This window comes from Neolewinella marina, from assembly GCF_002631205.1.
Classification (GTDB): domain Bacteria; phylum Bacteroidota; class Bacteroidia; order Chitinophagales; family Saprospiraceae; genus Neolewinella; species Neolewinella marina.
Genome location: NZ_PDLO01000001.1, coordinates 461,754 through 486,657 on the forward strand (window position 1 = coordinate 461,754; position 24,904 = coordinate 486,657).

The 24,904-nt window shown below is 61.8% G+C and carries 23 protein-coding genes; 12 read left to right on the forward strand and 11 right to left on the reverse strand.

The window, feature by feature from the left end; translation table 11 throughout:
• Nucleotides 1–88: 88 nt before the first annotated feature.
• From CGL56_RS01815 to CGL56_RS01825, 3 genes are all read left to right on the forward strand, one after another.
• Nucleotides 89–808: an NUDIX hydrolase gene (locus tag CGL56_RS01815; RefSeq protein WP_099104786.1), complete on the forward strand. Its 720-nt coding sequence runs from the start codon at nucleotides 89–91 to the stop codon at nucleotides 806–808.
• A 62-nt stretch (nucleotides 809–870) separates the two neighbouring features.
• Nucleotides 871–1,932 (forward strand): aldo/keto reductase, encoded by a 1,062-nt coding sequence (locus CGL56_RS01820; protein ID WP_245183945.1) that lies wholly within the window; start codon nucleotides 871–873, stop codon nucleotides 1,930–1,932.
• A gap of 388 nt (nucleotides 1,933–2,320) precedes the next feature.
• Nucleotides 2,321–3,790, forward strand: coding sequence for a glycoside hydrolase family 130 protein (locus CGL56_RS01825; RefSeq protein ID WP_099104787.1), 1,470 nt, complete (start codon nucleotides 2,321–2,323; stop codon nucleotides 3,788–3,790).
• Here the strand turns inward: CGL56_RS01825 and CGL56_RS01830 are convergent.
• Nucleotides 3,787–4,800, reverse strand: coding sequence for a glycosyltransferase family 4 protein (locus CGL56_RS01830; protein WP_099104788.1), 1,014 nt, complete (start codon nucleotides 4,798–4,800; stop codon nucleotides 3,787–3,789). The two genes, CGL56_RS01825 and CGL56_RS01830, sit on opposite strands and share 4 nt — an antisense overlap.
• Complete coding sequence (locus tag CGL56_RS01835) at nucleotides 4,797–7,139, reverse strand: glycosyltransferase family 4 protein (protein WP_099104789.1); 2,343 nt, start codon at nucleotides 7,137–7,139, stop codon at nucleotides 4,797–4,799. Before CGL56_RS01835 ends, CGL56_RS01830 begins: the two co-directional genes overlap by 4 nt.
• A gap of 291 nt (nucleotides 7,140–7,430) precedes the next feature.
• On the opposite strand from CGL56_RS01835, the gene CGL56_RS01840 reads away from it, so the two are divergent.
• Nucleotides 7,431–8,342 carry a ParB/RepB/Spo0J family partition protein gene (locus CGL56_RS01840; protein WP_099104790.1) on the forward strand — a complete coding sequence of 304 codons (912 nt, stop codon included), beginning with the start codon at nucleotides 7,431–7,433 and terminating at the stop codon, nucleotides 8,340–8,342.
• 49 nt (nucleotides 8,343–8,391) lie between these two features.
• Nucleotides 8,392–9,063: a DUF5683 domain-containing protein gene (locus tag CGL56_RS01845; RefSeq protein ID WP_099104791.1), complete on the forward strand. Its 672-nt coding sequence runs from the start codon at nucleotides 8,392–8,394 to the stop codon at nucleotides 9,061–9,063.
• Here the strand turns inward: CGL56_RS01845 and hemC are convergent.
• From hemC to CGL56_RS01860, 3 genes are all read right to left on the reverse strand, one after another.
• The gene (gene hemC, locus CGL56_RS01850) at nucleotides 9,053–9,943 is read right to left on the reverse strand and encodes a hydroxymethylbilane synthase (RefSeq protein ID WP_099104792.1); all 891 of its coding nucleotides are present in this window, start codon (nucleotides 9,941–9,943) and stop codon (nucleotides 9,053–9,055) included. The two genes, CGL56_RS01845 and hemC, sit on opposite strands and share 11 nt — an antisense overlap.
• 129 nt (nucleotides 9,944–10,072) lie before the next feature.
• Complete coding sequence (asnS, locus tag CGL56_RS01855; RefSeq protein ID WP_187305565.1) at nucleotides 10,073–11,506, reverse strand: asparagine--tRNA ligase; 1,434 nt, start codon at nucleotides 11,504–11,506, stop codon at nucleotides 10,073–10,075.
• Between the two features lie 42 nt (nucleotides 11,507–11,548).
• Entirely contained in the window at nucleotides 11,549–12,229 is a 681-nt protein-coding gene (locus tag CGL56_RS01860) for an endonuclease III domain-containing protein (RefSeq protein WP_099104793.1), read from the reverse strand.
• Between the two features lie 63 nt (nucleotides 12,230–12,292).
• Between CGL56_RS01860 and CGL56_RS01865 the strand changes: the two genes are divergently transcribed.
• Genes CGL56_RS01865 through CGL56_RS01875 form a run of 3 tightly spaced genes read left to right on the forward strand, consistent with a single transcriptional unit; the run spans nucleotide 12,293 to nucleotide 13,716 of the window.
• Nucleotides 12,293–13,048: a sulfite exporter TauE/SafE family protein gene (locus CGL56_RS01865; RefSeq protein ID WP_099104794.1), complete on the forward strand. Its 756-nt coding sequence runs from the start codon at nucleotides 12,293–12,295 to the stop codon at nucleotides 13,046–13,048.
• A gap of 1 nt (nucleotide 13,049) precedes the next feature.
• Nucleotides 13,050–13,289: a MoaD/ThiS family protein gene (locus CGL56_RS01870; RefSeq protein WP_099104795.1), complete on the forward strand. Its 240-nt coding sequence runs from the start codon at nucleotides 13,050–13,052 to the stop codon at nucleotides 13,287–13,289.
• Complete coding sequence (locus tag CGL56_RS01875) at nucleotides 13,282–13,716, forward strand: molybdenum cofactor biosynthesis protein MoaE (RefSeq protein WP_245851898.1); 435 nt, start codon at nucleotides 13,282–13,284, stop codon at nucleotides 13,714–13,716. Before CGL56_RS01870 ends, CGL56_RS01875 begins: the two co-directional genes overlap by 8 nt.
• Before the next feature lie 250 nt (nucleotides 13,717–13,966).
• Here the strand turns inward: CGL56_RS01875 and CGL56_RS01880 are convergent, their stop codons facing one another.
• From CGL56_RS01880 to moaA, 3 genes are read right to left on the reverse strand one after another with little or no spacing between them, the layout of a single operon-like run.
• Complete coding sequence (locus tag CGL56_RS01880) at nucleotides 13,967–15,022, reverse strand: HesA/MoeB/ThiF family protein (RefSeq protein WP_167641521.1); 1,056 nt, start codon at nucleotides 15,020–15,022, stop codon at nucleotides 13,967–13,969.
• The gene (moaC, locus tag CGL56_RS01885) at nucleotides 14,994–15,467 is read right to left on the reverse strand and encodes a cyclic pyranopterin monophosphate synthase MoaC (RefSeq protein ID WP_099104797.1); all 474 of its coding nucleotides are present in this window, start codon (nucleotides 15,465–15,467) and stop codon (nucleotides 14,994–14,996) included. The genes CGL56_RS01880 and moaC overlap by 29 nt, the downstream gene beginning before the upstream one ends.
• Nucleotides 15,468–15,481: 14 nt before the next feature.
• Nucleotides 15,482–16,456, reverse strand: coding sequence for a GTP 3',8-cyclase MoaA (moaA, locus tag CGL56_RS01890; protein WP_099104798.1), 975 nt, complete (start codon nucleotides 16,454–16,456; stop codon nucleotides 15,482–15,484).
• Between the two features lie 265 nt (nucleotides 16,457–16,721).
• Here moaA and parS point away from each other — a divergent pair, with 265 nt between their 5' ends.
• Nucleotides 16,722–17,132: a type II RES/Xre toxin-antitoxin system antitoxin gene (gene parS, locus CGL56_RS01895; RefSeq protein WP_167641520.1), complete on the forward strand. Its 411-nt coding sequence runs from the start codon at nucleotides 16,722–16,724 to the stop codon at nucleotides 17,130–17,132.
• Nucleotides 17,133–17,136: 4 nt separating this feature from the next.
• Nucleotides 17,137–17,595 carry an RES family NAD+ phosphorylase gene (locus tag CGL56_RS01900; protein WP_099104800.1) on the forward strand — a complete coding sequence of 153 codons (459 nt, stop codon included), beginning with the start codon at nucleotides 17,137–17,139 and terminating at the stop codon, nucleotides 17,593–17,595.
• Between the two features lie 30 nt (nucleotides 17,596–17,625).
• Here the strand turns inward: CGL56_RS01900 and CGL56_RS01905 are convergent, their stop codons facing one another.
• Nucleotides 17,626–20,316, reverse strand: a complete 2,691-nt coding sequence (locus CGL56_RS01905) for a valine--tRNA ligase (RefSeq protein WP_099104801.1) — start codon at nucleotides 20,314–20,316, stop codon at nucleotides 17,626–17,628.
• A 65-nt stretch (nucleotides 20,317–20,381) separates the two neighbouring features.
• The gene (locus CGL56_RS01910; RefSeq protein ID WP_099104802.1) at nucleotides 20,382–21,563 is read right to left on the reverse strand and encodes a trans-sulfuration enzyme family protein; all 1,182 of its coding nucleotides are present in this window, start codon (nucleotides 21,561–21,563) and stop codon (nucleotides 20,382–20,384) included.
• A gap of 157 nt (nucleotides 21,564–21,720) precedes the next feature.
• Between CGL56_RS01910 and CGL56_RS01915 the strand changes: the two genes are divergently transcribed.
• Together CGL56_RS01915 and CGL56_RS01920 are read left to right on the forward strand one after the other, a co-directional pair.
• Nucleotides 21,721–22,776: an RluA family pseudouridine synthase gene (locus tag CGL56_RS01915; RefSeq protein ID WP_099104803.1), complete on the forward strand. Its 1,056-nt coding sequence runs from the start codon at nucleotides 21,721–21,723 to the stop codon at nucleotides 22,774–22,776.
• Nucleotides 22,773–23,288, forward strand: a complete 516-nt coding sequence (locus CGL56_RS01920) for a DUF1415 domain-containing protein (protein WP_099104804.1) — start codon at nucleotides 22,773–22,775, stop codon at nucleotides 23,286–23,288. Before CGL56_RS01915 ends, CGL56_RS01920 begins: the two co-directional genes overlap by 4 nt.
• Before the next feature lie 25 nt (nucleotides 23,289–23,313).
• Here CGL56_RS01920 and CGL56_RS01925 read toward each other — a convergent pair whose 3' ends face one another.
• The gene (locus CGL56_RS01925) at nucleotides 23,314–24,711 is read right to left on the reverse strand and encodes a T9SS type A sorting domain-containing protein (RefSeq protein WP_099104805.1); all 1,398 of its coding nucleotides are present in this window, start codon (nucleotides 24,709–24,711) and stop codon (nucleotides 23,314–23,316) included.
• Nucleotides 24,712–24,904: the final 193 nt, after the last annotated feature.

The following is a 24,904-nucleotide window of genomic DNA, read 5'->3' on the forward strand; positions in this document are numbered from 1 at the left end:
GGTATTCGCTATTGTCGCACTTTGAGACAATAATAAGGAATTCGCCGGACTGCCAAGAAAAACATCCGGCTTTTGATACCTTGACGGCATGCAGGCGCCTCCTCCCGATGACTACCTCCCCCACCTGGCCTACGACTCCGTCGTATTCGGATTCTCCGGGGAGCAGCTGAAGATCCTGATCATGGAGTACCACCAGACCAAGTGGTTCGCCCTGCCGGGGGGCTTCGTGGGCCGCGACGAGAACCTCAATGATGCGGTCCGCCGGGGGCTGAGCGAACGCACGGGGCTCGACGATGTATACCTGGAGCAGTTTTACACTTTTGGGGACGCGGACCGCTTTCGCCCCGCGGTTATGGATGCCATCCTGAAGGCCAACGACCTGGTGGTTCCACCGGACCACTGGCTGCTCGACCGCTTCATTTCGGTGGCCTACTACGCCCTGATCGATTACAACACGGTGGTACCCCGCCCCGACGCCCTGTCGGATTCCATCAACTGGTACGCCCTGGACGAACTCCCTCCCCTGCTGTTCGACCACGAGAAGATCGTCCGCCGGGCCCTGCAAACCCTCCGGGAAAACCTGGGCAAGAAACTGGTGGGCATGAACCTGCTTCCGCCCCTGTTCACCATGAAGGAACTGCAGCGGGTGTACGAGGCCATCCTGGGAGAAAAGCTGAGTCGGAGCAGCTTCCAGCGCAAGATGCTGGCGTCCGGCCTCCTCGAGCGACGGGAAAAACGACTGCTGGGTGGGGCCCATAAGGCACCTTACCAGTACCGTTTCCGCAGGGAAAGCGAGGAAATCGGTTAATCGTAGGCGCAAGCAGAAGGGGTTGCGCTGAAACTTTATCCTTTCGGGGCGTTACAGGGGGCATGGAAATAAAGAATTACAACAGCGGGATGCGGTACGGACCCTTTGGCCCTACCGATTGGCAGGTATCGAAGCTTTGTCTGGGCACGATGACGTTCGGCCAGCAAAACACGGAGGAGGAAGGTCACCGGCAACTGGACTACGCCCTAGAGCGGGGCATCAACCTCATCGACACGGCCGAGATGTACTCCGTACCCCCGCGGCCGGAAACCCAGGGCAGCACCGAGCGGATTATCGGTACCTGGATTCGTGCCCGTAACCAGCGCGACCGCTTTTACCTGGCCACCAAGATTGCGGGTCCCGGCAAAATGGCCGCCCACATCCGCCCGGACCTTGGCTTCGGCCGCGCGCAGTTGCGGGAAGCCATCGGCAAGAGCCTGGACCGGCTGCAGACCGATTACGTAGACCTCTACCAACTTCACTGGCCGGAACGGGAAACCAACTTCTTCGGGCAGCGCGGGCTCCAGGAGCTCGACGGCTGGGAAGACAACTTCCAGGAGATGATGGAAGCCCTGCAGGAACTGCAACGGGAAGGACTGATCCGGGAATGGGGCATGAGCAACGAAACGCCCTGGGGACTGATGCACGCCCTGCACCTGGCCGACAAGCACGGTCTGCCCCGCCCGGTAAGCATTCAGAACCCCTACAGCCTGCTGGCCCGCGGCTTTGAAGTCGGCCTGGCGGAAGTCTGCCTGCGGGAAAAGGTGGCGGGTTTCCCCTACTCCCCCCTGGCCATGGGCAGGCTGACGGGCAAGTACCTGCGGGGGGAGGATACCCCCAACAGCCGTCTGAACCAATTCACCCACTATACCCGCTACAACAGCGACAACTGCCTGGAGGCCACCAGAGCCTACGCCGAAGTGGCCGAAAAGCACGGCCTGAACATGGGACAGATGGCGCTGGCCTTCGTCACCGACCGGCCCTTCAATCAGAGTAACATCATCGGAGCGACCAGTCTGGAGCAACTCAAGGAGAACATCGACAGCATCAACCTGCGGCTGTCCGAAGAGGTGCTGACTGATCTGGAGAAGGTACAGGCGGCATTTCCCAATCCTGCCGTGTAATGGTTCTAACTATTCGATAACCACCAACCGCTCGGTGAGCTGTTCCGCGGGAAGCAGCCCGGGCGGTTACGTGTTAAACCACAGCGCGCAGCAATTCCCGCCAATGGAATAACTTGTTAAAACTTCCGCCGGATCTTCGTTTAAATGTGCTGAACCGCACAATAAACCGGCCCGCACTGCTTTTGCCGCCTCTTTTTCCTGTAATAGCACTAACCAGCTACGGATCGCGTTAGTGCCATAGAGCGGTTGTTGGCCCAGCCATCAGTCGCTACGTTTTGCCAGTCCCAGTACAACCACGGTGTCCTCACTCATTATTCAGCCCGGGCGCGTAACCCTGACGGGAAGTAATCTTCCCGCCGTAGTTTCACGCCCTACCCATCCCCCCAGTATGCAGTTACCCGTAGAGCGCAAGCCCCTGCGCATGTATGGCGATTCCAGCCGCGTGATCGGCCGGTTCTTTTGGGCCGGCAAAAGCCGGGCCTACCAACTCATCGACCGGATCATCGACCTGGACGAACAGGAGACCCACGACAGCCTGATGCGCACCCTGAGGGACTTCGCGCGCCGCCACCGCAATACCATTGGCATCTACCGCCGCCACCTCAATGCCGCCCTTGAACGGGTGCCCGAGCAGCGGGAGAAAGTACTGGCCCTGAGCGAGGAAAAACAGGCCCTGATCGGGGCCTACTTTACCCACGAGTACAGCATCGAATCTGCGGCCTTTTTCAACCCCTCGGTGGTACCCGCCCTCGACCAGACGGGCCTCCAGGAAGGGCAGATGCGCATCGTGATGAGCATGCGGGCCGTAGGTGAAGGGCATACCTCAAGCATCGTCTTCCGCAACATCATTCTAGATGCGGACAACAATCCCCTGGCCGAACCCACCAATCCCTTTGTCGGGTTGGCCGAAAGGATCTACTACTCCAAGTACACCAAGGAGGCGTTCTACGAGCGGTGCCACTCCCGCGAATCCATCAACGAGGAAGTGTACAACCAGCTGGTCGGGGACCTGCCCGACAACTTCAACCACCGGGAGCTTTACGAACGCTACTGGGCCCTCTGGAACGAATACGCCGAGGAAAGTCCGGAACGCGACCAGCTCAACCAGTTGATGACGGTCGCCGACCGCTACTACGAGCTCCACTTCAGCCTGGATACCGACATCAGCGAGCGGGTGCTCTACCCCATGATCGACTTCGAGATGAAAGGGATGGAGGACGCCCGCTTCCTGCAGTTCGTCAACGACGACGGCAGCAAGATCTACTACGGCACCTACACGGCCTACAACGGCAAGCAGATACGGCCGATGATCATCGAAACCGAGGATTTCTACAGCTTCGTCATCCGGCCCGTCTACGGCGACGCCGCGGTAAACAAGAACCACGCCATCTTCCCCCGCAAGATCAACGGTAAGTACTATGTGCTATGTCGGGTAGACGGCATCAACAACTACATCATCAGCAGCGACCGGCTGCAGGTGTGGGACGATGCGGTGAAGCTCACCGAGCCCAAATTCCCCTGGCAACTCTACCAGGTGGGCAACTGCGGCGCCCCGATAGAAACCGACAAGGGCTGGCTGGTGATCACCCACGGCGTAGGCCCCATGCGGCGCTATAGCCTGGGGGCCATGCTGCTGGACCTGGACGACCCCACCCAGGTGATCGGTCAGCTCCAGGAGCCTCTAATCAGTCCGCTCGACGACGAGCGGGAAGGCTACGTACCCAACGTGGTCTACAGCTGCGGCAGCATCATCCACAACGGAGAACTGTTCATCCCCTACGGCATCAGCGACGAGGCCGCCCGCTTCGCTACGGTAAACCTGGAAACCCTGCTGAACACCCTGCTCAAGCAGGGCTAGGCCCGGGCCAAAATGGTCTGGTACACGTCGATGTAGTTGTCCACCATCACCTCCACGCTGAAGCGGTCGCGGGCCACCTCGGCCACGAAGAAGCGGTCGAGATCGGTGATGCAGCCCACCAGGTCGGCCGCCTCCTCTACGCTATCCGTGAGGTAACCCGTCCGGCCGTGGTCGATCAGCTCGGGCATGGACCCGCGGTCGAAGGCGATGACGGGGGTGCCCGTTACCATGCTTTCCGCCACGCTGAGTCCGAAGGGCTCGTCAAAGGAGATGGGGTGCAAGAGCGCGTGAGCTCCACCCAGGATGCGGTCGCGATCGGCCGGCCCAACATTACCCAGGTAGCGCACGGACTCGTCGTCGATGTGGGGAGCAACCCGCTCGTCGAAGTAGCGGTGATCCTGGATCAGGCCCGCGATCCATAGCGGCATCCTGGCGCGGCGGGCGATGGCAATGGCTTCGGCCGTACCCTTTTCGGGGTGGATCCGCCCGAAGTAAAGCAGGTAGTGCCCCGGTCGGTCGCGGAAGGTGAACTGCCGGGTATCGACCCCATTGTAAACAGTGGCGATATAGTCCAGGCGCTCGTCGCGGTTGGCGTTGCTGATGGATACGTAGTCGGTGGTGTCGTTGTACTTCTGGTACACTGGCACGATATGCTCACTGCTGAAGCCGTGGACCGTCGTCACCATGGGAGGAGAGATCAGGGGGCTGTATCCGAGGGGCATAAAATCGAACTGATTGTGTACAATATCAAAGTCGGCGGCGGCCTGCATGACTTGGCCGATGTGCAGGTACTCCAGCACCTTGGGATCCTGCCCCTCCCGCTCGGCGTAGCCGGCCGGAACCGTGGCGACCAGCTTTCCCGCCGTACGGCTGCTGCCGGTAGCGAAAAGGGTGACGTCGATGCCCCTTTGCACCAGTCCTTCGGTGAGGTGACTGGTCACCTGCTCCCAGGGGCCGTAGGCGGCAGGTGGTGTTGACCAGGCGATGGGCGCCAGCATGGCTACCCTCATGAGCCCGTCAGTTTGTCCAGCCGGCTGCCGCCGCGGACGGCCAACTCCGGTATGGCAAAGCCGTTGAGCAGTTGCTTGAGGGCCCGGTCCGGGTCCTCTCCATCCCCCTCGCCTACGAGGTGGTTGGCGTAGAAGTTTTCCATCTCTACCCGGCTGATCAGGTAGGCCAGCAGGCTTTCCGCTCCCTGGTTGTGATTGATGCCACTGCTCATCAGTCCGTCGTAGCAGCCGCCGGTTTCCGGATTGTACAGGGTGGCCTTCATCTCGTTCTGGCCGGTAAACCAGTCAAAGGCCAGCTGGAGGTGAGCGCCATAGGGTTGCAGGCCTTGGTAGCGGCAAGCCTCGCTGAACAAGAGCACCATACCCATGACATCAACGGGCTGCTGGTCGAACCGGGGACGCTCCCCGTCGCAGACGTAAGGAGCGGCACAACCTACGGGACTGATGATGCCGTCGCGCAGGGTCTGGTTCACCAGGAATTCGGTGGTTTGGCCGGCCACCGTCAGCAGTTCCTCCTTGCTCAGGTGGCGCAAAGCGCAGTACAGGGAAAGGGGCAGGATAGCGTTACTATAGGTCAGGTAATTTTCGAACCATTCCCAGCCCTCCCGACGGCTGTCGCGGTAGTGGTCCAACAGGCGGTTGCAGCTGCGGTCCAGCAGGTTGAGCATGGCCTCGTCGGTGGGCTTGTAGTCCAGGAAGTAGCTCAGGGCCATCACGCCATAGGCTACGGTCCGGGGGCTCCGCATGTCGTCGAGGTGGCCGATGGCACGGTGAAAGATCTCTTCCATCAGCATCCGCTGCTCGGCCCGGGGGGGATGGGCCAGACAGTACCCGATGGCCCAGAGGGCGCGGCCGTAGCTGTCTTCGGAGCCCTGCTCCTCCAGCCACCGCCGGTCATATCCCATGAAGTTGCGGAAGGTGCCGTCGGGGTTCTGGGCGTGGTAGATATAGGCCAGGTAGGTGTCGGCCAGCCGCAGCAGCCGCTGGCGGTTGCCCAGGCCTCGCTTGAGCAGCATGCCCACGAGAAACAAGGCGCGGCCGTTATCGTCCAGGCAATACCCTTCCGTCCGGTTGGGAATCGCATACTTGGCGTGCTGCAGCAGTCCGCAGTCGTCGGTGAGGCGGAAGAGGTGGTCCAGGTTCAGCTCCGGCAACTCCACCCGGGCGGCCGCCGGTTTGCGGAAGGCCTTAAAGGCTACCCGGGCCTTGCCAAAAACCCGGAGGTATTGACGGCCGATACGGGGCCAGAGCAGAGTAGCTCCGTAGGCCGCCGCCCTGTTTCTCATCTCCTCGAGTTCGGTGGGATGGTGGAACAGTTCCGTCACGATCCGAGCCAGGGCCTGGTGGTCGTGGAAGGGGAACAGCCGCCCCCGTCCCTCTTGCAGGAGCTCCTGGGCGTGCCAGAAGGGGGTACTCACAATGGCCGCCCCGGCGCCTACGGCGTAAGCCAGGGTACCGCTGGTGATCTGGGCCTCGTTGGGATAGGGTACCACGTAAACGTCGGCGGCCCGCAGGCAGTCGAACAATTCCTGTTCGGAAGCAAATTTGCTGACCATCCGCAAGTTGGGGCCTACGCCCAGTTCCTCGGCTAGCCCCTCCAGGTATTCGCGGTATTCTTCTCCGTTATCGCGCACCACGTGGGGATGAGTCTTGCCCAGCACCACGTAGAGGGTATCGGGAAATTCCTGCACAATGGCGGGCAGGGCCCGGATGGAGGTCTCAATGCCCTTCCCCCGCCCCAGCAATCCGAAGGTGAAGAGTACCCGCCGGTCACCCCACCCGAGCTGCCGCCGCAGCGTAGCGCGGTCGGGCGACTGAATCACGGGCACCCCGTGTTCAATTACGTTGATCTTCTGGGGCTCGACGGCGAAGACTTCTTCCAGCAATTTTCGCGCCAGTTCGGTCATCACCACCACCGCCTGGGCGCGGTCGGCAATGCGCCTCAGCACGTTGCGCTGTCCGAGGCTGGGGTTGCGCAGTATGGTATGGAAGGTGACAATGAGGGGGATGCGCAGTCCGTCGAGGAGGTGGAGCAGGTAGGCCCCGTCATCTCCTCCGAAGATGCCGTATTCGTGCTGGAGCACCAGCAGGTCAAAGCCCCCCTCGTTCAGGTATTCGGCCGTATCGCGGTAGTCCTGGATCACCCGCGGCCGGATGCGGCGGGTCACTTCCACCGGGTAGGCGTGGGCATCCGCCGGGTCTTCCATGGCGATGATTTCGGCATAGTCCCGTATCTCAGTCGCCCGCAGGTTGCTCAGTACCGCACGGGCCAGACTGTTCGTGAAGGTGCCAATGCCACAGGCTTTGGGCGGATAATTCCCCAGGAATGCAATCTTCATTAGTGGTTCAAAGTGTTTGGTCAGGACGCAACGCCCCGTTTGAATTTAACTATAATTTTATCGGGGAGGTTCGGGAATTCAGCATCAGGGATGCCGGCTTTCATGCGATCTCCCTTACATCCTCTTGTTTTGCTCATTCTCAAGTGGTAATTTTTTTCTCAGACAAAGAATGCAACTGACCATTCCTGCGTGGGCCGGGGTGGCGGCGGCGCGCGGGTGCCGTGGCAAGCGCGACGGGATGTCGGGCGGCTGTTTTTGCTATCTTTGCGGGCCAAACCTTCTCCCTACCCTATGGCCAAGAAATTAAAGCGAGGCAAACCCAGCAGCAGCGACCTGAAGAACGGCCTGAGCGCCTTGTTTCCCGGCCAGCGGCTCGACAAGGCCAGCGAAGAGGAAACGATCAAGACCCTGAGCCGCAACTTCGCGATGCTCCCCATCGACAAGATTTCCGCCAACCCCGACCAGCCCCGGCAGGAGTTCGAAAAGGAAGCCTTGAAGGAACTGGCCGACAGCATCCGCGTCCACGGCATCATCCAGCCCATGACCGTCCGCCACATGGGCGACGGCACCTACCAGATCATCAGCGGCGAGCGCCGCTACCGCGCCAGCCAGCTGGCCGGACTGCGGGAGGTACCCGCCTTTATCCGTACGGCCAACGACCAGACCCTGCTGGAGATGGCCCTCATCGAGAACATCCAGCGGGAGGACCTCAATCCCATGGAAGTAGCCTACTCCTACCTGCGGCTGCAGGAGGAGTTCGACCTCACCCAGGAGCAACTCGCCAAGCGGGTGGGCAAGAAGCGGTCTACCATCACCAACTACCTCACTATCCTGAGCACCTCAAACCGGGTGCGGCAGGCCATCAAGGACCGCAAGATCAGCATCGGGGCCGCCAAGACCTTCTCAGGTATCAAGGACATTGGCCAGCAGGAAACCTTCCTCGACGACATCCTGTCCCACCCCAACTGGTCGGTACGCGACATCGAGCGCGAAAGCCGGGTGTACAAGAACAAGAACAAGGTGACCAAGGGTGCCCCACCCTCCGACGACGACGCCCGCCGCGTGGAGCAGGCCTTCGCCGAATTCTTCGGCACCAAGAAGGTGAAGGTGAAGGTGGACAACCGTGAAGGGCGCTCGGGCAGCATCACCCTGCGCTTCGAGAGCAAGGAACAGCTCGACCAGTTCTACAAAGCCGTCGAGTAGTAACCCGCCCCCGGCAACCATTCCCCGCCCGCCGGCCTCCTTACCGCATATGTCGCTTTCCCCGCACCGCCGAGCCTGCCTGATTGCCCTGCTTTTGCTACTGGCCATGGCACCCGCGTCCGCGCAGTATGACCTCATCCGCGATACGGTGCCGGAAGGGGAATCAGCCACCCTACTCACCCTAAAGCAACTCAACCGCGAACCCAAGCAGGCCCTGCTCTGGGCCCTGATCCCGGGGGGCGGACAGGTATTCAACAAGGCCTGGTGGAAGGTGCCGCTGGTGTACGGGGGGCTGCTCGGTATCGTGGCCGTGGCCGACTATAACCAGACGCTCTATTCCCGCTACGTGACGGCCCTGGAACAGCGCTGCCTCGGCGACGGCAAGGTGATCGTGATCCCCAATGCGGAATGCATCCCCACCGAAAACGAGCCCACCCTCGCCGGGGTCAGCACCGCCGCCCTGGTACAGGCCCGCGACGGCGTGAACCGAAACCGGCAGACGGCCTATATTTTCGTCATTGCCGGCTACGTCCTGCAGGCGGTGGAAGCGTTCACCGACGCCCACTTGCAGGATTTTGACATCAGCGACGACCTCAGTTTGCAGATCGGGCCGGTGGTATCGCCGCAGACAGGTGCGGGCGCGGGCATAACCGTCCCCCTGGGGAGCGGGCGCCAGCGGCGGCTGGAGGAAGCTGCCGCGAAATCACTTTCTACGCGTTGAGCAACTGCTCGACCACCGCTTCGGGCAGCCCGGCGCGGGTCGACTGGCTCAGCTGTACCCGCCGCAGCGGTGCCGTAGCATCCGGTGCGTACGCCGCCCAGACGTGGAAGTTCCCCAATTGGTCTTTCTCGCAGTAGACGCCCAGCGGCATGGAGCACCCCCCTTCCATCAGGTTCAGCACCTTGCGCTCCACGTTGGTACACTCGCCCACCACGGGGTGGTGCAGCAGCGAAAGTTTCTTGCGCATCTCGATGTCCTCCTCTCGGGTCTGCACGGCCATCACCCCCTGTCCGGGAGCGGGTACGAACTCACGGGGGGAAGGTCGTATCACCTCCAGTTCGCTCAGGTCCAGCTCCAGCCGTTCGAGGCCGGCGGCGGCCAGTACTACGGCGTCGAGTTCGCCGCTCAGGGCTTTCTTCATCCGGGTGGGCACGTTGCCGCGGATGTCGACGGTTTCCAGGCCGGGGTGAAGGTCCTTCAGGATCGCCTTGCGGCGGTTGCTGCTGGTGCCGATGGTGGCTCCGTCACCCAGCCAGAGGGGTTGTCCCTTCACCACCCGGTCGCGGTGGATCAGTACCACGTCCTCCACCGAGGCCCGGTAGCTCAGGGCCGCCAGCACCAGTCCGTCGGGCGCATTGGTGGGCAGGTCCTTGAGGCTGTGGACGGCGCAGTCGATCCGCCCTTCCAGCAGGGCGTCTTCAATCTCCTTGGTGAAGAAGCCCTTGCCCTCCAGTTTGTCGAAACCGAGGTGCTGGATCCGGTCGCCCTGGGTCTTGATGACCTCCAGTTCGCTTTCCAGTCCGTGCTTGCGCAGTTCTGCTTGGACGAAGTGGGCCTGCCAGAGGGCCAGGCGGGAGCCGCGGGTGCCGATGCGTATCATAAGGGGTCAATTGGTGAATGGGTAAATGCCTGAATTAGTGAATGCCTGAATTAGTGAATAGGTGAATTTGCTCCCAGGACTAGCTCCCGGCACGTATTCAATAATTCAACAATTCAATAATTCAATAATTTAAAACTGTGCAAGGCGTGGCGCCCGTGGGAAAGGAATCACGTCACGGATATTGCCCATACCGGTGATGAACTGGACGATGCGCTCGAAGCCCAGCCCGAAGCCGGCGTGGGGGCAACCGCCGAAGGTGCGCAGCTGGAGGTACCAGTCGAGTTCCTCGGCGTGAATGTTCATTTCATGCATGCGCTGGCGGAGCTTGTCTTCCCGCTCCTCCCGCTGGCTGCCACCGATGACTTCGCCGATGTAGGGGAAGAGGACGTCCATGGCGGCCACGGTTTTGCCGTCGTCGTTCTGCCGCATGTAGAAGGCCTTGATGTCCTTGGGGTAGTCGCGCACGATGACGGGGCGCTGGAAGTGCTTTTCCACCAGGTAGCGTTCGTGCTCGGCCTGGAGGTCGGTGCCCCATTCCAGGGGGAACTCAAACTTGCCCTTCTTGTAGGCCTTGGAGCGCATCAGGATGTCCAGGGCTTCGGTGTAGGTGACGCGGGCGAAATCGTTGCCTACTACGAACTTCAGCGTATCGATCAGGCCCATAGGGCGGCGGTCGGTGGCCTTCATGTTCTTTTCCGCCTCCTGGATGCGGGCGTCGAGATATTCCAGGTCGCCGGCGTAGTGCTCCAGGCAGTAGTTGATGAGGTACTTGACGAAGTCCTCCGCCAGTTCCATGTCGTTCTCGAGGTCGGCAAAGGCGATCTCGGGCTCGATCATCCAGAATTCGGCCAGGTGGCGGCTGGTGTTGCTGTTCTCGGCGCGGAAGGTGGGGCCAAAGGTGTACACCTTGCCCAGGGCCAGGGCGCCGATCTCGGCCTGTAGCTGTCCGCTGACGGTCAGGTTGGTGGCCTTGCCGAAGAAATCCTGGCGGTAGTCGATCTGCCCGTCCTCGGTTTTGGGTGGGTTCAGGGGATCGAGGGTAGAAACGCGGAACATCTCCCCGGCCCCCTCGGCGTCGTTGCCGGTGATGATGGGCGTATGGAGGTTGTAATAGCCCCTGTCGTGGAAGTACTTGTTCACCGCGTAGGCCAGTCCGTGGCGCACCCGGAACACCGAGCTGAAGGTGTTCGTCCGCATCCTGAATTGTGCGTTGTCGCGGAGGAACTCCATCGACTGCTTCTTGGGCTGCAGCGGGTAACGGCTCAATTCGTTTTCACCAAAGATGGTTACGCTGTCCGCGATCACTTCCACCGATTGGCCGCTGCCCTGGCTCTCCGTCAGGACGCCCGTAGCACTCACGCAGGCGTGAAATCCGATGCCGCGCAGGGTAGCCTCGTCGATGCGGTTACCGTCCACCACCACCTGCAGGGTTTCGGGGCCGCTGCCGTCGTTAAGGACCATAAAGCGGTTGCCGCGCCAGGCGCGTACCCATCCCATGACGGTTACTTGGCTGCCGATGGGCGGGTCCTGCAGCAGGGTCTTGATTTCTTGGCGTTCGATCATGCGGTGCTGAATTTAGCGCGCAAAGGTACTACATCTGACTGGCTAGCCCTTCCGCCCAAAGTCACAAAGCTGGCGCACCACGCAGCGTTCGCAGTCGGGCTCGCGCCAGTGGCACACCCGTTGCCCGTGCCGCATGAAACCCTGGTGACTGTCGTACACCCGCTGCCCATCCCACTCCGCCGGCAGGTACTCCTGCAAGATCTTCGAAGCCTTGTCGATGCTCGCGCGTGCCGGCACGATACCCAGCCGCTGGGCCACCCGCTGGTGGTGGGTATCGACCACGAGGGCGGGGCGGCGCAAGCCACTGAAGTTCAGCACGGCGGCGCTGGTCTTTGCGCCCACGCCGGGTATGGCCTCCAGCCAGTCGCGGGCCTCCCGCACGGGCCACTCCGCCAGAAAGTCGAGGTTCAGCGCTCCGCCGTTGCCTTCCTTCACCCGCCGCAGGGCCTCCTGTATGCGGGGGCCCTTTACCTCCGGGTAGGTTACGGCGGCGATGGCCGCTTCCACGGCCTCGGTCGGGGCGGCCACCACCTCCTCCCAGGTGGGGAAGGTTTCCGTTAACCGCAGGAAAGCCGCGCGGGTCACGGCGTTTTTCGTGCGGTGCGACAGCAGGGCGCTCACCAGTTCGCTGAGTGGATCCCGGAAGCTGAAGGGCACGAAGGGGGCTCCGTATTCGGCGCAGAGGAGTTCGTCGATCCGCAGGGCGCGTTCTTGGGTGGTCATGCTTGAAGAAGGTGGCTCAAGCGGGGGAAAGTTTGCTGGGCCCGGTGGGTTAATTTTGCTGGCGTGGAGTACCTCTGGCTTTTCCTTTCCTTTTTTCTCGTGGCGGCGCTTTACGCTTCGGCCGGCTTCGGAGGTGGCAGCAGCTATCTGGCCCTGCTGGCACTATCCGGTTTACCCACTGGTGCGATCCGGCCCATCGCCCTGGTGTGCAACCTCGTGGTCACGGGGGGCAGCTCGCTGACTTACGCCCGGGCGGGGGTGACGCCCTGGCGGCGGGCGCTTCCCCTGGTGGTGGCCAGTATGCCGGCGGCCTTTTTGGGCGGACGGGTGCAGTTGCCGCGGCAGCAGTACTTGCTGATGCTGGGCGGACTCCTGCTGCTGGCGGCGGTGCTCATGCTGTGGCAGCGTACGGGAGTAAAAGAAGTAGAAGCCCTCGGCCGGCGGCGGGGCGCGGGTGCCGTGGCCGTGGGCATCGGTACCATCGTTGGTTTCCTCTCTGGCGTAGCGGGCATTGGCGGGGGCATCTTCCTCTCCCCCATCCTCTTTTTGAGCCGCTGGGACGGGGCGCGGGCCATCGCGGCCACCACCAGTCTGTTCATCGTGCTGAATTCCGTGGCGGGGCTGGCCGGACAATTCAGCGTCGGCGTAGACCTGGACATATCCCTCACCCTGCTGCTGACCGTAGCCGTGGCCGGCGGCGGTTACCTGGGCACCCACCTGACCCTCCACCGTTTCCCGCCCGCCGTGATCCGGAAAGTGGCTGCCCTGCTCATCCTTTTGGTCGGCCTGCGGTTAGTTTGGTCTAACTGGGTATTTTAGCATGATGAAGATCCAATGTTTCGGGGTGGCCCGCGACATCGCCGGTGGCCCCTACCTCTCCCTCGACCAACTGGAAGGGCGCAGCGTAGCCGAACTGCGGCAAGCCCTGCTGCAAGCCTACCCCGCCTTCGGAGAACTGGTCAGTTTCGCCATCGCCCGCAACGAAGAGTACGCCAGCGACGAGGAGCGCATCGAAGCCGGCGACCAGCTCGTCATCATCCCCCCCGTGGCCGGTGGCTGATTCCAATTCCCATATCGACGTGCAACTGAGCGCCACGGCCCTCAGCCTGCAGGCGTGCCGCGACTTCGTCGTTCACCCCTCCTGCGGCGGACTCTGCTTCTTTGAGGGCACCATCCGCGACCTGAACCTGGGCGCCACCGTCACCCACCTGGAATTCGAAGCCTACGCCCCCATGGCCGTCAAGGAAATGACCAAGATCGCCGTCGCCGCCCGCGATCGCTTTGGCCTCCACGCCGTAGCCCTCCACCACCGCACCGGCGACCTCGCCATCGGAGATACGGCCGTCATCATCGCCGTGAGCAGCGTCCACCGCAAACCCGCCTTCGCTGGCTGCGAATTCATCATCGACGAGCTGAAGAAGACCGTCCCCATCTGGAAGCGGGAATTCCGGGCGGATGGGAGCCATTGGCTGAATGCTCATCCTTAGGGGATATACGAGGTGCCTGATGACCGCGAGGCCCATTCCTCGGTCCCCTCGGAATTGACCCCGCTAGTTCGACGCCGTCCCTTCCAGGGCCGGAAAAGATTTACGATTTGTGATTTATGAGGTACGACGTGGATTTGACGTCTTGGCTCGTTGGCGGTTATGGTACCGGGGTGGAGGGCCTCCCGGCCCGATTCATTTTCACCACTGAGACACAGAGGTGCACAAAGAGCTATGGGGTATATCGTAAACCTCACAACCCCTTAATGCCACCCCGCAAACTCACCACCTCCACCCCCGGCCGTTCTTTTTTGATCTGGGCGGCAAGGACCAGGCTCAGTTTTCCGGAATTACAGTAAAGAAGGTATTTGCCTCCTTCTTCCATAACTTCCAGGCATTGGCCGAGCGGATTGCGCTGGTCCAACCGCTGTACGCCCGCGGGAAGCTCCGGTTCCCGGGTTTCGGAGAGCATGCTGAAGATGCCGTCATAACCCGGAGGGGTCAGGGTATCGCTCGCTACCTCCAGGGCAGCGCGGTCGGTTTCTCCGTTGTTGGTAGCCCAGGGAGCGGGAATCTCTTCTTGGTAAGTCTTCTGCAGTTTGATGCGGTGCTGGGTATTGTCCAGGGCGTGGTAGGTCAGCAGCCGGTCTATGGGCGGGTCGCCGATTTCCAGCAGGTAGCAAAGGGCGGCATTGGCCTGAAGCAGGGCGATGACCCCCACCGCGGTGGGCAGTACGCCGGCGGTAGCACAGTCGGGCAGACTGGGGTCGGGCGACGGGTAGAGATCCCGCAGATTGATGCCTCCCGGTTTGTTTTCAAAGAGGGCCAGGTAGCCGCTGTAACCCTGGGCGGCAGCGTAGAGCAGGGGAACGCCCAGGTGAACACAGGCGTCGTTCAGCAGGTGCTTGGTGCGGGCGTCGTCGGTGCAGTCGAGCACCAGGTGGGCTCCCGTCAGGAGCGCGCGGGCGTTGGCAGCGGTGAGATGTTTGGCTACGGCGGAGATTTTCACCGAAGGGTTCAATCGCTGAAGGTGGGCTTGGAGTTGGGTAACCTTGTCGCCCTCCGCCCCGTCGGCGTAGAATACCTGTCGGTGGAGGTTGGTGGATTCCGGGCGGTCGCCGTCTACCAGTCGCAGGGCCCCTACCCCGCTGCCGGCCAGGTAGGCCGCGGCTGGACTGCCCAGTCCGCCACAGCCCACGATCACCACCCGGGCGGCGGCCAGGCGGGCCTGCCCCTCCTTCCCGATTTCGGGCAATACGGTCTGCCGGGCGTAACGGTCCTCACCCACGGTCGTAATCGCTTTTGCCACCCCGCTTGCTTTCGAGGCGCAGGTCCTGGATTTCGATGTCGTGCGACATCGCCTTGCACATATCGTAGATGGTCAGGGCTGCCACGCTGGCGCCGTGCAGGGCCTCCATCTCCACCCCGGTCTTGCCCTCCGTCTTCACGGTGCAGCTCACCTCGAGGGTGTCTTCACCAGCTTCCTCGATGGCTACTTTACAACCGTTGATCGGGAGGGGATGACACAGGGGGATGACCGCCGAGGTCTGTTTCACGGCCATCGTTGCGGCAATCACCGCGGTCTGGATCACCGACCCTTTTTTGGTGTTGAAGTCCCCGCGGCGCAGTTCATCCAGGATCTCCTTGCCGAGCACTACGCGGCAACCCGCCGTAGCGGTACGCTGGGTGATGGCCTTGTCGCCGACGTCGACCATGGCGGGCCGTCCGGCATCGTCCAGATGGGAAAGAGGCATACGTTCTATTTTGATTAGCCGCCAATACTGGTCATACTGGCGAACACATTTCCTTGCTGCTCCCGCCGTTCGGTTTCCTGCCCGGTAGCGTACTTACCGTGGACGTACAGCCGGATCAACTCCTCCAGTTCGTCGCGTGGGATACCCGCCCGCAGTAGGGGCAGCAACTCCAGTCCCTGGGTTGAATACAGGCAATTCAGCATCGTACCCCGGGGCGTCAGCCGCAGGCGGTCGCAGCTACCACAAAGGCTCCGGCTGTAAGCTGGAATAATCGCCACCTTGCCCCGGTAGCCGGGCACGGTAAATGTTACGGCACTCCCCCCCTGGGCAGTCGTTTGTTCCAGGGTAGAATAGGTTTCCAGGAGCTGCCGGAGCATGGCGTCGTAGGACAGGAACACGTCGTGGTTACCGTCGTCGTCGTTAAAGGGCATAGCCTCGATGAAGCGCACGTCCAGAGGGCGGTCGCGCGTCAGTTCCACGAAGTCCAGCAGTTCATCATCGTTCACGCCGCGCATCACCACCACATTCACCTTGGCGCGGTATCCGCGGTCCAATACCAGGTCGAGGGCGGCCAGGGTCTCGGTGAAATTGTCGCGGCGGGTGATCCGGAAAAAGCGCTCCGGGCGCAGGGTATCCAGACTGATGTTGTAGGTCGTCAGGCCGGCTGCGGCCAGCTCGTCGAGGTAGCGTGGCAGCAGGATGCCGTTGGTGGTCATGGCCAGTCGGGGGAAGAGCTCCCCCAATCCCCGCACCAGCACGGGAAGGTCGCGCCGCACCAGCGGTTCCCCGCCCGTCAAACGTACCTTGGTGATGCCCATGTCGGCCAGCACCCCACAGAGGGTCAGGATCTCGTCGTAGTTCAACAAGGCCTCCCGCGGGGCGAAGGCGATGCCCTCCTCCGGCATGCAGTAGCGACAGCGCAGGTTACAGCGGTCGGTTACCGCCAGCCGCAGGTAGGTAAGTTGCCGGCCGTGTTGGTCGATGAGCATACGCTAAAGGTACAACTGAAACGACTCGGGGTTGCATGGTGACCAGTCATCCAGTTATCGGACAAGCGTTGCTGCGATATTCCACTTTCTTCTACCGATCAGGGAAGACATGGGCGCGTGCGCGGGTGCCGGGGCCACCGGGAATGCGGATCTTCACCGCCCACTACCGGCCAGGGTGCTTCCTCAGCCTGAGTAAACGCTACTTCTCCTGGGAAACAACCCAGCAGTACGACAAATGTCCGTATCTTAAGGTCAAATGTCCACCATGGAATCACTGCTGCAAGACATCTTTCCCGGTCAGCCGCTTGACTCCCGCGCCGACCTGATCGCACTGAGCCGGGGCGGCATCAGCATGAAGGAGGTACACCGGCTGCTGGCCGCCTTGTCGCTGACCCTGCGGGAAATCTCGCGCATTCTGCCCGTATCTGAGCGACAACTCAACCGTTACCGCGACGACGATACCCTGCGCAAGGATTTGTCCAGCCACCTGATCCAGCTCGTGGAACTGTTCGAGCAGGGTTACGCAGTTTTCGGCAAGGAGAAGTTCGACCGGTGGGTACGTACGGAGAACCGGGCCATTGATAACAACCGGCCGATAGACCTTATGGACACCCCCATCGGCATCGACTTGATTAATGACATCGTCGGACGGGTAGCCCACGGCGTATACAGTTAACGGGATGCTCGTTTACCGCATCGCCAAGAAGCAATACATCCGTGACCTCAGCGGCACCGGAGCCAAGCTCTACGGCGGCCGGTGGAACCCCAAGGGGTACGCCATGCTGTACACCTCTGAGAACAAGTCGCTGGCCGCGCTCGAAGTACTGGTCCACCTGAGCCCCGGCACCGTTCCGGATGACCTCATAATCGCCACCCTGCGACTGCCCGACGGTGAGGTGAGTGACTATGAGGGGGAAGCCCTCTCTACTGCAAACCCGGACCCGCCAACCCACCGCTTTTTTGCCGAAGCGGGCAAAGCCTGGCTGGATTCCCGAGCCTGTCTGGCCTGGAAGGTTCCTTCCGTCCTTATCCCCGGTGAGCACAACATCCTCATCAATCCTTCACACCATACCGCTGACCAAATTCAGCTCGAGGCACTGGAGCCCTTCACTTTTGACGAGCGGTTTTTCATTTGGTAGTATGATGACTCGGCCTGCTAGGCGTCTACCTTACAGCATCTTCTCGAGACTGGCGATCTTGGCGCGGGCGTCGGCCTGCTTTTTACGTTCCAGTTCCACGACCTCGGCGGGGGCGTTGGCCACGAAGCGTTCGTTCCCCAGTTTCTTTTCCACCCCCTTGAGGAAGCCGCGCAGACGGTTCAGTTCCTCCTCGGTCTTGGCGCGTTCGGCGGCCAGGTCCACCTCCTCGTTCAGGATGAGGTAGGCCGTATCGTTGCCCAGCAAGAAAGGCAGGCCATTGTCGGAGGCGGTGTCCACCAGGTCCACGGAGCCCAACACCCCGGCTTTTTTGAGAAAGGCTACGGCACCCGCGTCCGCGCCCAGCAACTGCTCGCTTTCCGGACTGCGCTTGACGGCCAGGGAAAGAGCCTCCCCGTGGGAAATCCCCCGCTGGTTGCGGACGTCGCGGATATGGCTGACGGCGTCCTGCAGGCGGCCGAAGTCGCGCAGCAGTCCGGCGTCGAACGACCCGGCTTCCGGCCAGCGGCTGACGATGCAGTCCTCCCCCTCGTTGCGGTCCCGCAGCTGGTGCCAGACCTCCTCGGTGACGAAGGGCATGAAGGGATGCAACAGGGTCATCATCCGCTCGAACACCCCGATTGCCGCGTCGTAGGTGGTACGGCTGAGGGTGCCGTCGGAGGGCTTGATGGCCTCCAGATACCAGCTGCAGAAATCGCTCCAGATCAGGCGGTAGAGGGTGACCATGGCCTCGCTGAGGCGGTACTCGGCCATGAGGCGATCTACCTCGGTGATGGTGGCGTTGAGCCGTGCCTCGATCCAGCGGGTAGCGAGCTCCGCGGCCGGATCCGGGGTCCGGTCGGCGACCGCAAAGTTCTGGATGAGGCGGTTGGCGTTGAAGATCTTGTTGCAGAACTTGCGGCCCTGCTCGCAGAGCTGGCTCTGGTTCAGCACCTCACCGTCGGAGATGGGTGCATCAAAGATGATGTCGTTGCCGGCCGCGGCGCTGGACAGCATGCCGTAGCGGACGCCGTCGGCCCCGTAGGTATCCAGCAGTTCCAGGGCATCGGGACTGTTGCCGAGCGACTTCGACATCTTGCGGCGCTTTTCATCGCGGACCATGCCGGTGAAGTATACGTCGCGGAAGGGCTGGCGACCATGCTTTTCCACGAACTCCTTGCCGAGGAGGTCCTCGCTGAATTCGTAGCCGGCCATGATCATGCGGGCCACCCAGAAGAACATGATGTCCCAGCCGGTCACCAGGTCATTGGTCGGGTAGTAGTACTTCAGCTCGGTCTTGTCCTCCCCGAAGCCATCGAAGACGGACATGGGCCAGAGCCAGCTAGAGAACCAGGTATCGAGCACGTCCTCGTCCTGCTGCAGGTCGTCGATCGTCAGGCCCGGGTGGTGGTGGCGGGCTTCCTCGAGGGCTTCCTCGACGGTTTCGGCCACGTAGACCTCATCGCCGTGGTACCAGGCCGGAATGCGCTGTCCCCACCAGAGCTGGCGGCTGATGCACCAATCGCGGACGTTGTCCTCCTGCAGCCAGGAGCGGTACATATTGACCATGCTGTCGGGGTGGAACTTCACCTCTCCGGACTCCACGGCCTCCAGGGCGGTGGCGGCCGTCTCATCCATTTTCATGAACCACTGCAGGGTGAGGCGGGGCTCCACCACGGCGTTGGTGCGCTCGCTGCGGCCGATCTTGGTGCGGTACTGCTCGATCTTGATGAGGTCGCCGCTTTCCTTGAGCAGCTTGATGATCTCCACGCGGGCGTCTTCCCGGCTCAGGCCCACGGCAAACTGGGCCAGCTCGTTCATCTTGCCGTCGGCGTTGATGGTGTCGATCACCTCCAGGCCATACTTCTCTCCCAGGGCGTAGTCGTTGGGGTCGTGGGCGGGGGTGATCTTGAGGGCTCCGGTGCCGAACTCGGGGTCGACGTAGTCGTCGGGGATGACGGGGACCACCCGGTTCACCAGGGGCACGACCACCTTGCGGCCGTGGAATTTCTTGTAGCGCTCGTCGTCGGGGTGGACCGCCACGGCCGTATCGGCCATGATGGTTTCCGGGCGGCTGGTGGCGATGGTCAGGTAGGTATCGTCGGTGCCCTCCATGCGGTAGCGCACGTGGTAGAGGTTTGCGTTCTCTTCGGTGTGGATGACCTCCTCGTTGCTGAGCACGGTCTGGGCCTCGGGGTCCCAGTTCGTCATCCGCTGGGCGCGGTAGAGCTTGCCCCGCTTATAGAGCATCACGAAGACCTTGATGACGGCGGCGTACAGCTTCGGCTCCATGGTGAAGCGGGTGCGCGACCAGTCGCAGCTGGCACCGAGCAGCTGCAACTGCTGAAGGATGATGCCGCCGTACTCCTCCTTCCAGGCGAAGGCGTGCTTGAGGAACTCTTCCCGGCCGATGTCCGACTTCTTGATTCCCTGTTCCCGCAGTTTCCGGACCACCTTGGCTTCGGTGGCGATGCTGGCGTGGTCCGTGCCGGGCACCCAACAGGCGTTCTTTCCGTCCAGGCGGGCCTTGCGGATGAGAATATCCTGAATGGTGTTGTTCAGCATATGCCCCATGTGCAGCACTCCGGTCACGTTCGGTGGCGGGATCACGATGGTGTAGGGTTCCCGCTCATCGGGCACGCTGCGGAAGTAGTCGTGCTCCATCCAGTGGGCGTACCATTTCTTTTCTACCTGGCGGCTGTCGTATGTGGCTTTGGCGGACATAAGGGGTATTTGGACCGGCAAAGATAGTCAGTACCGCTGCGGTAGCGAAGCGCCAGCAGAGCGGGTCAGTCCAGCGCCTGTTCCAGGTCGACCAGGATGTCCTCCACCGCTTCGATGCCGATGCTGAGCCGCACCAGTCCGTCGGTGATGCCGTGGGCCAGCCGCGTCTCGCGGTCGATGCTTCGGTGGCTCATGGTGGCCGGGTGGAGCACCAGGGTATCCACGTCGCCGAGGGTCGGCGTCAGGGTGCAGAACTTCAGCCGGTTCATGAACCGCTTGGCATCCTCCAGCCCGCCGTCGAGTTCAAAGCTGAGCATGCCTCCATTGAGGGTCATCTGTTTACCAACCGTGGAGCAGTCGGGGTGGTCGGGCAGTCCCGGATAGTTCACCTCCCGCACCCGAGGGTGGCGGTACAGGTACTCCGCCACCCGCTGGGCGTTCTCCGAATGGCGCTCCATGCGCAGGCTCAGGGTCTTTAGGCCGTTGAGCACCAGCCAGGCGTCCCAGGGATTGCCGGTACCCCCGTAAAGGCGATGGATGGGCACGAAGGTATTTTCCAGCAGCTCACGGTCGCGGCACACGATGGCGCCCGCTACGCCGGTGCCGTGGCCGTTCAGGTATTTGGTGGTACTGTGCAGCACCACGTCGGCCCCGTGGCGCAGCGGCTGCTGGGCGATCGGGGTGGCGAAGGTGTTGTCCACCACCAACCGGGCTTCGTAATGGTGGGCCAGATTGGCCAGCACCATCAGGTCGATGCACCGCAGGGTGGGGTTGCTCGGCGTTTCCACGTAGATGACGCTCACCTCCGGCTGGTCGGCGAGAATGTCTTCCACGCCTTCGATATCGCGCAGGTCGGCCGTGATGCGGCGGATGCCCCGGGTAGCCATATTGTCAATGAGGGCGCTGCTGCCGCCGTAGAGATCAGCCTGGGTGAGGATAACCTGCCCCGGCTGGCAGAGTCCCGTCAGCACGGTAGCGATGGCCGCCATTCCGCTGGAGCAGAACAGCCCGTAGGCCTCCCCCTTCAGCCCATGGTTTTCCAGGGCAGCGATCTTGTCGGCTGCGGCGTCCACCGTGGGGTTGCCGAAGCGGCCATAGATGTGCCCCTTCTCTACCCCGTCGAAAATGTCGATGCCCTGTTCCAGGGTGTCAAAAACGAAGCTCGAAGCGGCTACCAGGGGTACCTGGTGGGCGGGGTTGAAGGTAGGCACGCGGGGGTCCTTGACGGCAATGCTGGCTTGTTTCATGGGGTGTTCTCTTGCAGGCGGCCACCGTGGCCGGGCGGCGCTGAGGATTGGATTGGGAATCGAGCGCACTAATATACGGTTCCCCCATGGAGGGTTATCCTGCTGCCATTGGAATGGCCACCAACCGGGGTTAAGCGCCGCGAACTACCTTTGCCGTATGGAAGAAGAAGCAGACAACGAGGAGCTGTTCGAGGTACAGGAAATCCTGGTTGACCCGAAGCAGTCGCCGGTGCGGATCGACAAGTTCGTCACCGACAAGCTCCCGCGCGTCAGTCGCAACCGGGTACAGAACGGCATCCGCTCCGGCAGCATCCTGGTCGACGGACAGCAGGTGAAGCCCAACCACAAGTTGTCGCCCGGGGAACGCATCACCGTGATCATCCCCCGCCACGCCGACCGCCCCGAAGGACTGATCCCGGAGGCCATTCCCCTGGACATCCGCTACGAGGACGACGCCCTGATGATCGTCCACAAACCACCCGGCATGGTGGTCCACCCCGGGGTAGGCAACCCCTCCGGCACCCTGGTAAACGCCCTGGCCCACTACCTGCGCCACGAGGACGACATCCCCGTCCTGCCCGGCAACGACGACGACCGCGTGGGGCTCGTACACCGCATCGATAAGGACACCTCCGGGCTCCTGGTAATTGCCAAGACGGACGAGGCCATGAGCCACCTCGCGCGGCAGTTCTTCGATCACAGCATCGACCGCACCTACCAGGCCATCGTCTGGGGTAGCCCCGACCCTGCCGACGGAACCATCGACCGGAACATCGGCCGCCACCCCCGCGTGCGGCAGAACTACACGGTCTTCGATGAGGAAGAAGAAGGCAAGAAGGCAATTACCCACTACCGCACCCTCGAAGACCTCTACTACGTCAGCCTCTGTGAGCTCAAGCTGGAAACGGGGCGCACCCACCAGATCCGCGTCCACATGAAGAGTATTGGCAACCCCGTCTTCATGGACGAGAAGTACGGCGGCGACCGCATCATTAAGGGCACGGTCTACAGCAAGTACAAAAGCTTCGTGGAGCGCTGCATGGAGATGTGCCCCCGGCAGGCGCTGCACGCCAAGAGCATCGGTTTCATCCACCCCACTACCCGGGAGTACGTCCACTTCGACAGCGAGCTGCCGCAGGATATGCACGACTGCCTGGAACGCTGGCGCACCTACGTAGGGCACCGCCGCCACAATAACCTGCTGGAGTCGTGAGCCCGGTCGAGGATACCCGCCGCTGGGTGGAGGACTTCGTGGTGGGCCTGGGGCTTTGTCCCTTTGCGGCTCCCGTGCTGTCCGCCGGCCAGGTAGTCTACCAGCTTTGCCCCGAAGTAGAAGCCGAGGCCGCTTTCTACTGGGCGGGGGCGCAGGTGCAATGGCTGCTGGACCAGAGCCCGGCGGTGGTGGACACCAGTCTGCTGATCTTTCCCGACGGGCTGGACGATTTTGAGGATTTCCTGGACTTTGAGGAGGAGCTCGAACAGCTGCTCGACCAATCCGGGGCCGCGGAACTGATCCAGTTGGCCCACTTCCATCCCCGTTATCGCTTTGCCGACGTCCCGGCCGACGACCCGGCCAACGCCACCAACCGGGCGCCCTACCCCACCGTGCAGTTGCTGCGGGTGGACAGTGTGGCAAAAGCACTGGCGCGCTACCCGGGAGCGGCCAGTATTCCGGATCGGAATATGGCCTTGCTCAGGCAGCGCGCCAGCGAGGGGAAAGACTGAGTCTTCCCGGAGTATAGAACCGTAGTTACCGTTTCACGAAAGTCTGGCTGACCAGACCGGCGTCCGTAGTGACCACCAGGCGGTACACGCCGGCGGGCAGGGTAGCCACGTCCAATTCACCCTGAAAGCGGGCGGCGGTGGATCCGTAGCTGCGCTCCAGCAACCGGCGTCCGCCGAAGTCATAAACGGCGGCGGAAAGTGGTCCGGCGGTCCGGTTGTCCAGCGAGAAGGTCACGCGGTCGGTCACCGGGTTGGGATACAGGGAGACGGCATTCGCAACATCCAGGGGCGGACGGGTTGGCGTCAGGGCGTTGCCGACGCAGTTCAGGCTGAATTTGCCGAAACCGGTGGGCTTGGTCGATTCCCGACCCAGGTAGATCTTGTCGAGCTGGGTATCGGCCTCCCGCTTGGCCACGGTGAGGGTATGCATACCCGGGGAAAGGTCAAACTTGGTGGAATCACCCAGAACGTTCACCATTCGCCATTCAAAACCCTTGGTTTTCAGGTCGGCACCGCCAATCTCGTAGGAAAAGTCGATCCAGTCGTAACCGTCCAGTTTTACCCAGAAGGAGTTCGAGCCTACGTCCTGGGCGTTGATGAGGAAGTAGAGGTAGTAGGTACCGGCTTCCTCCAGTTCCAGATCAAAAGTGATCTGGTCGCTCAGTCCGGTGGAGGTAGGCACCTTCAGGTTGCTGGGTTGCAGGGCCTTCAGGTAACCACCATTGGAAGCGTTGGGGCTGACGGTGTACTTGACCGCGCTTTCGAGGAAGCCGCATTCCGCTTCGATCCAGGCGGCGCTTTTACAGGCTTCGGGGAAGCGGGTACAGTCGGTCTCCGTACCACAGTTGATGGCCGGCCCGCCCAGTCCGGAGGGGGAAGCGCGCATCGAGCTCACGTAGATCTTGTCCAGGCGGGTATTCGGCTCCCGGAAGGCAAAATCGATGATCATTTCACCGGCCGGAGCAGCAAAGGGGCTACCGGCGACTTCCCGCCAGTTCCAGGTGTCCTTATCCCGAAGGCGGTTGGACCATTGTACCCAGTTGCCGCCGTTGATGCGTACCCAAAAGGAGTCCTCGTCGGGGCCGGCGGAGCGGACGCGACCCCAAATGTGGTAGTCATCGCTTTCCAGCACGTTCAGCCGGAACCGCACCCGGTTGGCAGGAATGTCCTGGGGGGCGGCCGTCATGGATATGAATCCGGGCTTGATCACGACAAAAGAATCCTGGGCAGCCAGGGTATCTTTTTTGGAGATCCAATTGTCGCCAACTTCAGCGCACTCCGCCTCCAGGTAGGCGGCGAAGGGTGCCTTGTAGGCGTTCTGGGCAAATGCCGACTGAGTAAAAGCTATTCCAAGAAGCAGGAGCAGCGTGAGGGTGGCAACACCGCCGCAGCGGTTGCCAAACAAGGAAGTAGAGTTGTTCATCAATATGCTTTATTTGGGGGTCAGAAACACTTGTACTGGGAGTAGAGAAGGAGCTGCCTTCCATATAAAGGGAAGCAGGATCGTGGTCAAATCATCCGTAGCCAAGGTAAAGTTTTAACTGATGCTGGAGCCGTCGGTGTTCCCTTGTTGGTCATTACCTCCAGGAAATACGGATGCTTGGGTCAGGGAACAG

What these genes read in the sequence shown, in the direction of transcription:
- CGL56_RS01830 (WP_099104788.1), bottom strand. Translation starts at nt 4,800, where the DNA reads ATGAGGGTAGCCATGCTGGCGCCCATCGCCTGGTCAACACCACCTGCC.
- CGL56_RS01860 (WP_099104793.1), bottom strand. Translation starts at nt 12,229, where the DNA reads ATGACCACCCAAGAACGCGCCCTGCGGATCGACGAACTCCTCTGCGCC.
- CGL56_RS01925 (WP_099104805.1), bottom strand. Translation starts at nt 24,711, where the DNA reads ATGAACAACTCTACTTCCTTGTTTGGCAACCGCTGCGGCGGTGTTGCC.
- CGL56_RS01910 (WP_099104802.1), bottom strand. Translation starts at nt 21,563, where the DNA reads ATGAAACAAGCCAGCATTGCCGTCAAGGACCCCCGCGTGCCTACCTTC.
- CGL56_RS01900 (WP_099104800.1), top strand. Translation starts at nt 17,137, where the DNA reads ATGCTCGTTTACCGCATCGCCAAGAAGCAATACATCCGTGACCTCAGC.
- CGL56_RS01820 (WP_245183945.1), top strand. Translation starts at nt 871, where the DNA reads ATGGAAATAAAGAATTACAACAGCGGGATGCGGTACGGACCCTTTGGC.
- CGL56_RS01905 (WP_099104801.1), bottom strand. Translation starts at nt 20,316, where the DNA reads ATGTCCGCCAAAGCCACATACGACAGCCGCCAGGTAGAAAAGAAATGG.
- asnS (WP_187305565.1), bottom strand. Translation starts at nt 11,506, where the DNA reads ATGATCGAACGCCAAGAAATCAAGACCCTGCTGCAGGACCCGCCCATC.
- parS (WP_167641520.1), top strand. Translation starts at nt 16,722, where the DNA reads ATGGAATCACTGCTGCAAGACATCTTTCCCGGTCAGCCGCTTGACTCC.
- CGL56_RS01835 (WP_099104789.1), bottom strand. Translation starts at nt 7,139, where the DNA reads ATGAAGATTGCATTCCTGGGGAATTATCCGCCCAAAGCCTGTGGCATT.
- hemC (WP_099104792.1), bottom strand. Translation starts at nt 9,943, where the DNA reads ATGATACGCATCGGCACCCGCGGCTCCCGCCTGGCCCTCTGGCAGGCC.
- moaC (WP_099104797.1), bottom strand. Translation starts at nt 15,467, where the DNA reads ATGCCTCTTTCCCATCTGGACGATGCCGGACGGCCCGCCATGGTCGAC.
- CGL56_RS01815 (WP_099104786.1), top strand. Translation starts at nt 89, where the DNA reads ATGCAGGCGCCTCCTCCCGATGACTACCTCCCCCACCTGGCCTACGAC.
- CGL56_RS01840 (WP_099104790.1), top strand. Translation starts at nt 7,431, where the DNA reads ATGGCCAAGAAATTAAAGCGAGGCAAACCCAGCAGCAGCGACCTGAAG.
- CGL56_RS01915 (WP_099104803.1), top strand. Translation starts at nt 21,721, where the DNA reads ATGGAAGAAGAAGCAGACAACGAGGAGCTGTTCGAGGTACAGGAAATC.
- CGL56_RS01845 (WP_099104791.1), top strand. Translation starts at nt 8,392, where the DNA reads ATGTCGCTTTCCCCGCACCGCCGAGCCTGCCTGATTGCCCTGCTTTTG.
- moaA (WP_099104798.1), bottom strand. Translation starts at nt 16,456, where the DNA reads ATGCTCATCGACCAACACGGCCGGCAACTTACCTACCTGCGGCTGGCG.
- CGL56_RS01825 (WP_099104787.1), top strand. Translation starts at nt 2,321, where the DNA reads ATGCAGTTACCCGTAGAGCGCAAGCCCCTGCGCATGTATGGCGATTCC.
- CGL56_RS01870 (WP_099104795.1), top strand. Translation starts at nt 13,050, where the DNA reads ATGATGAAGATCCAATGTTTCGGGGTGGCCCGCGACATCGCCGGTGGC.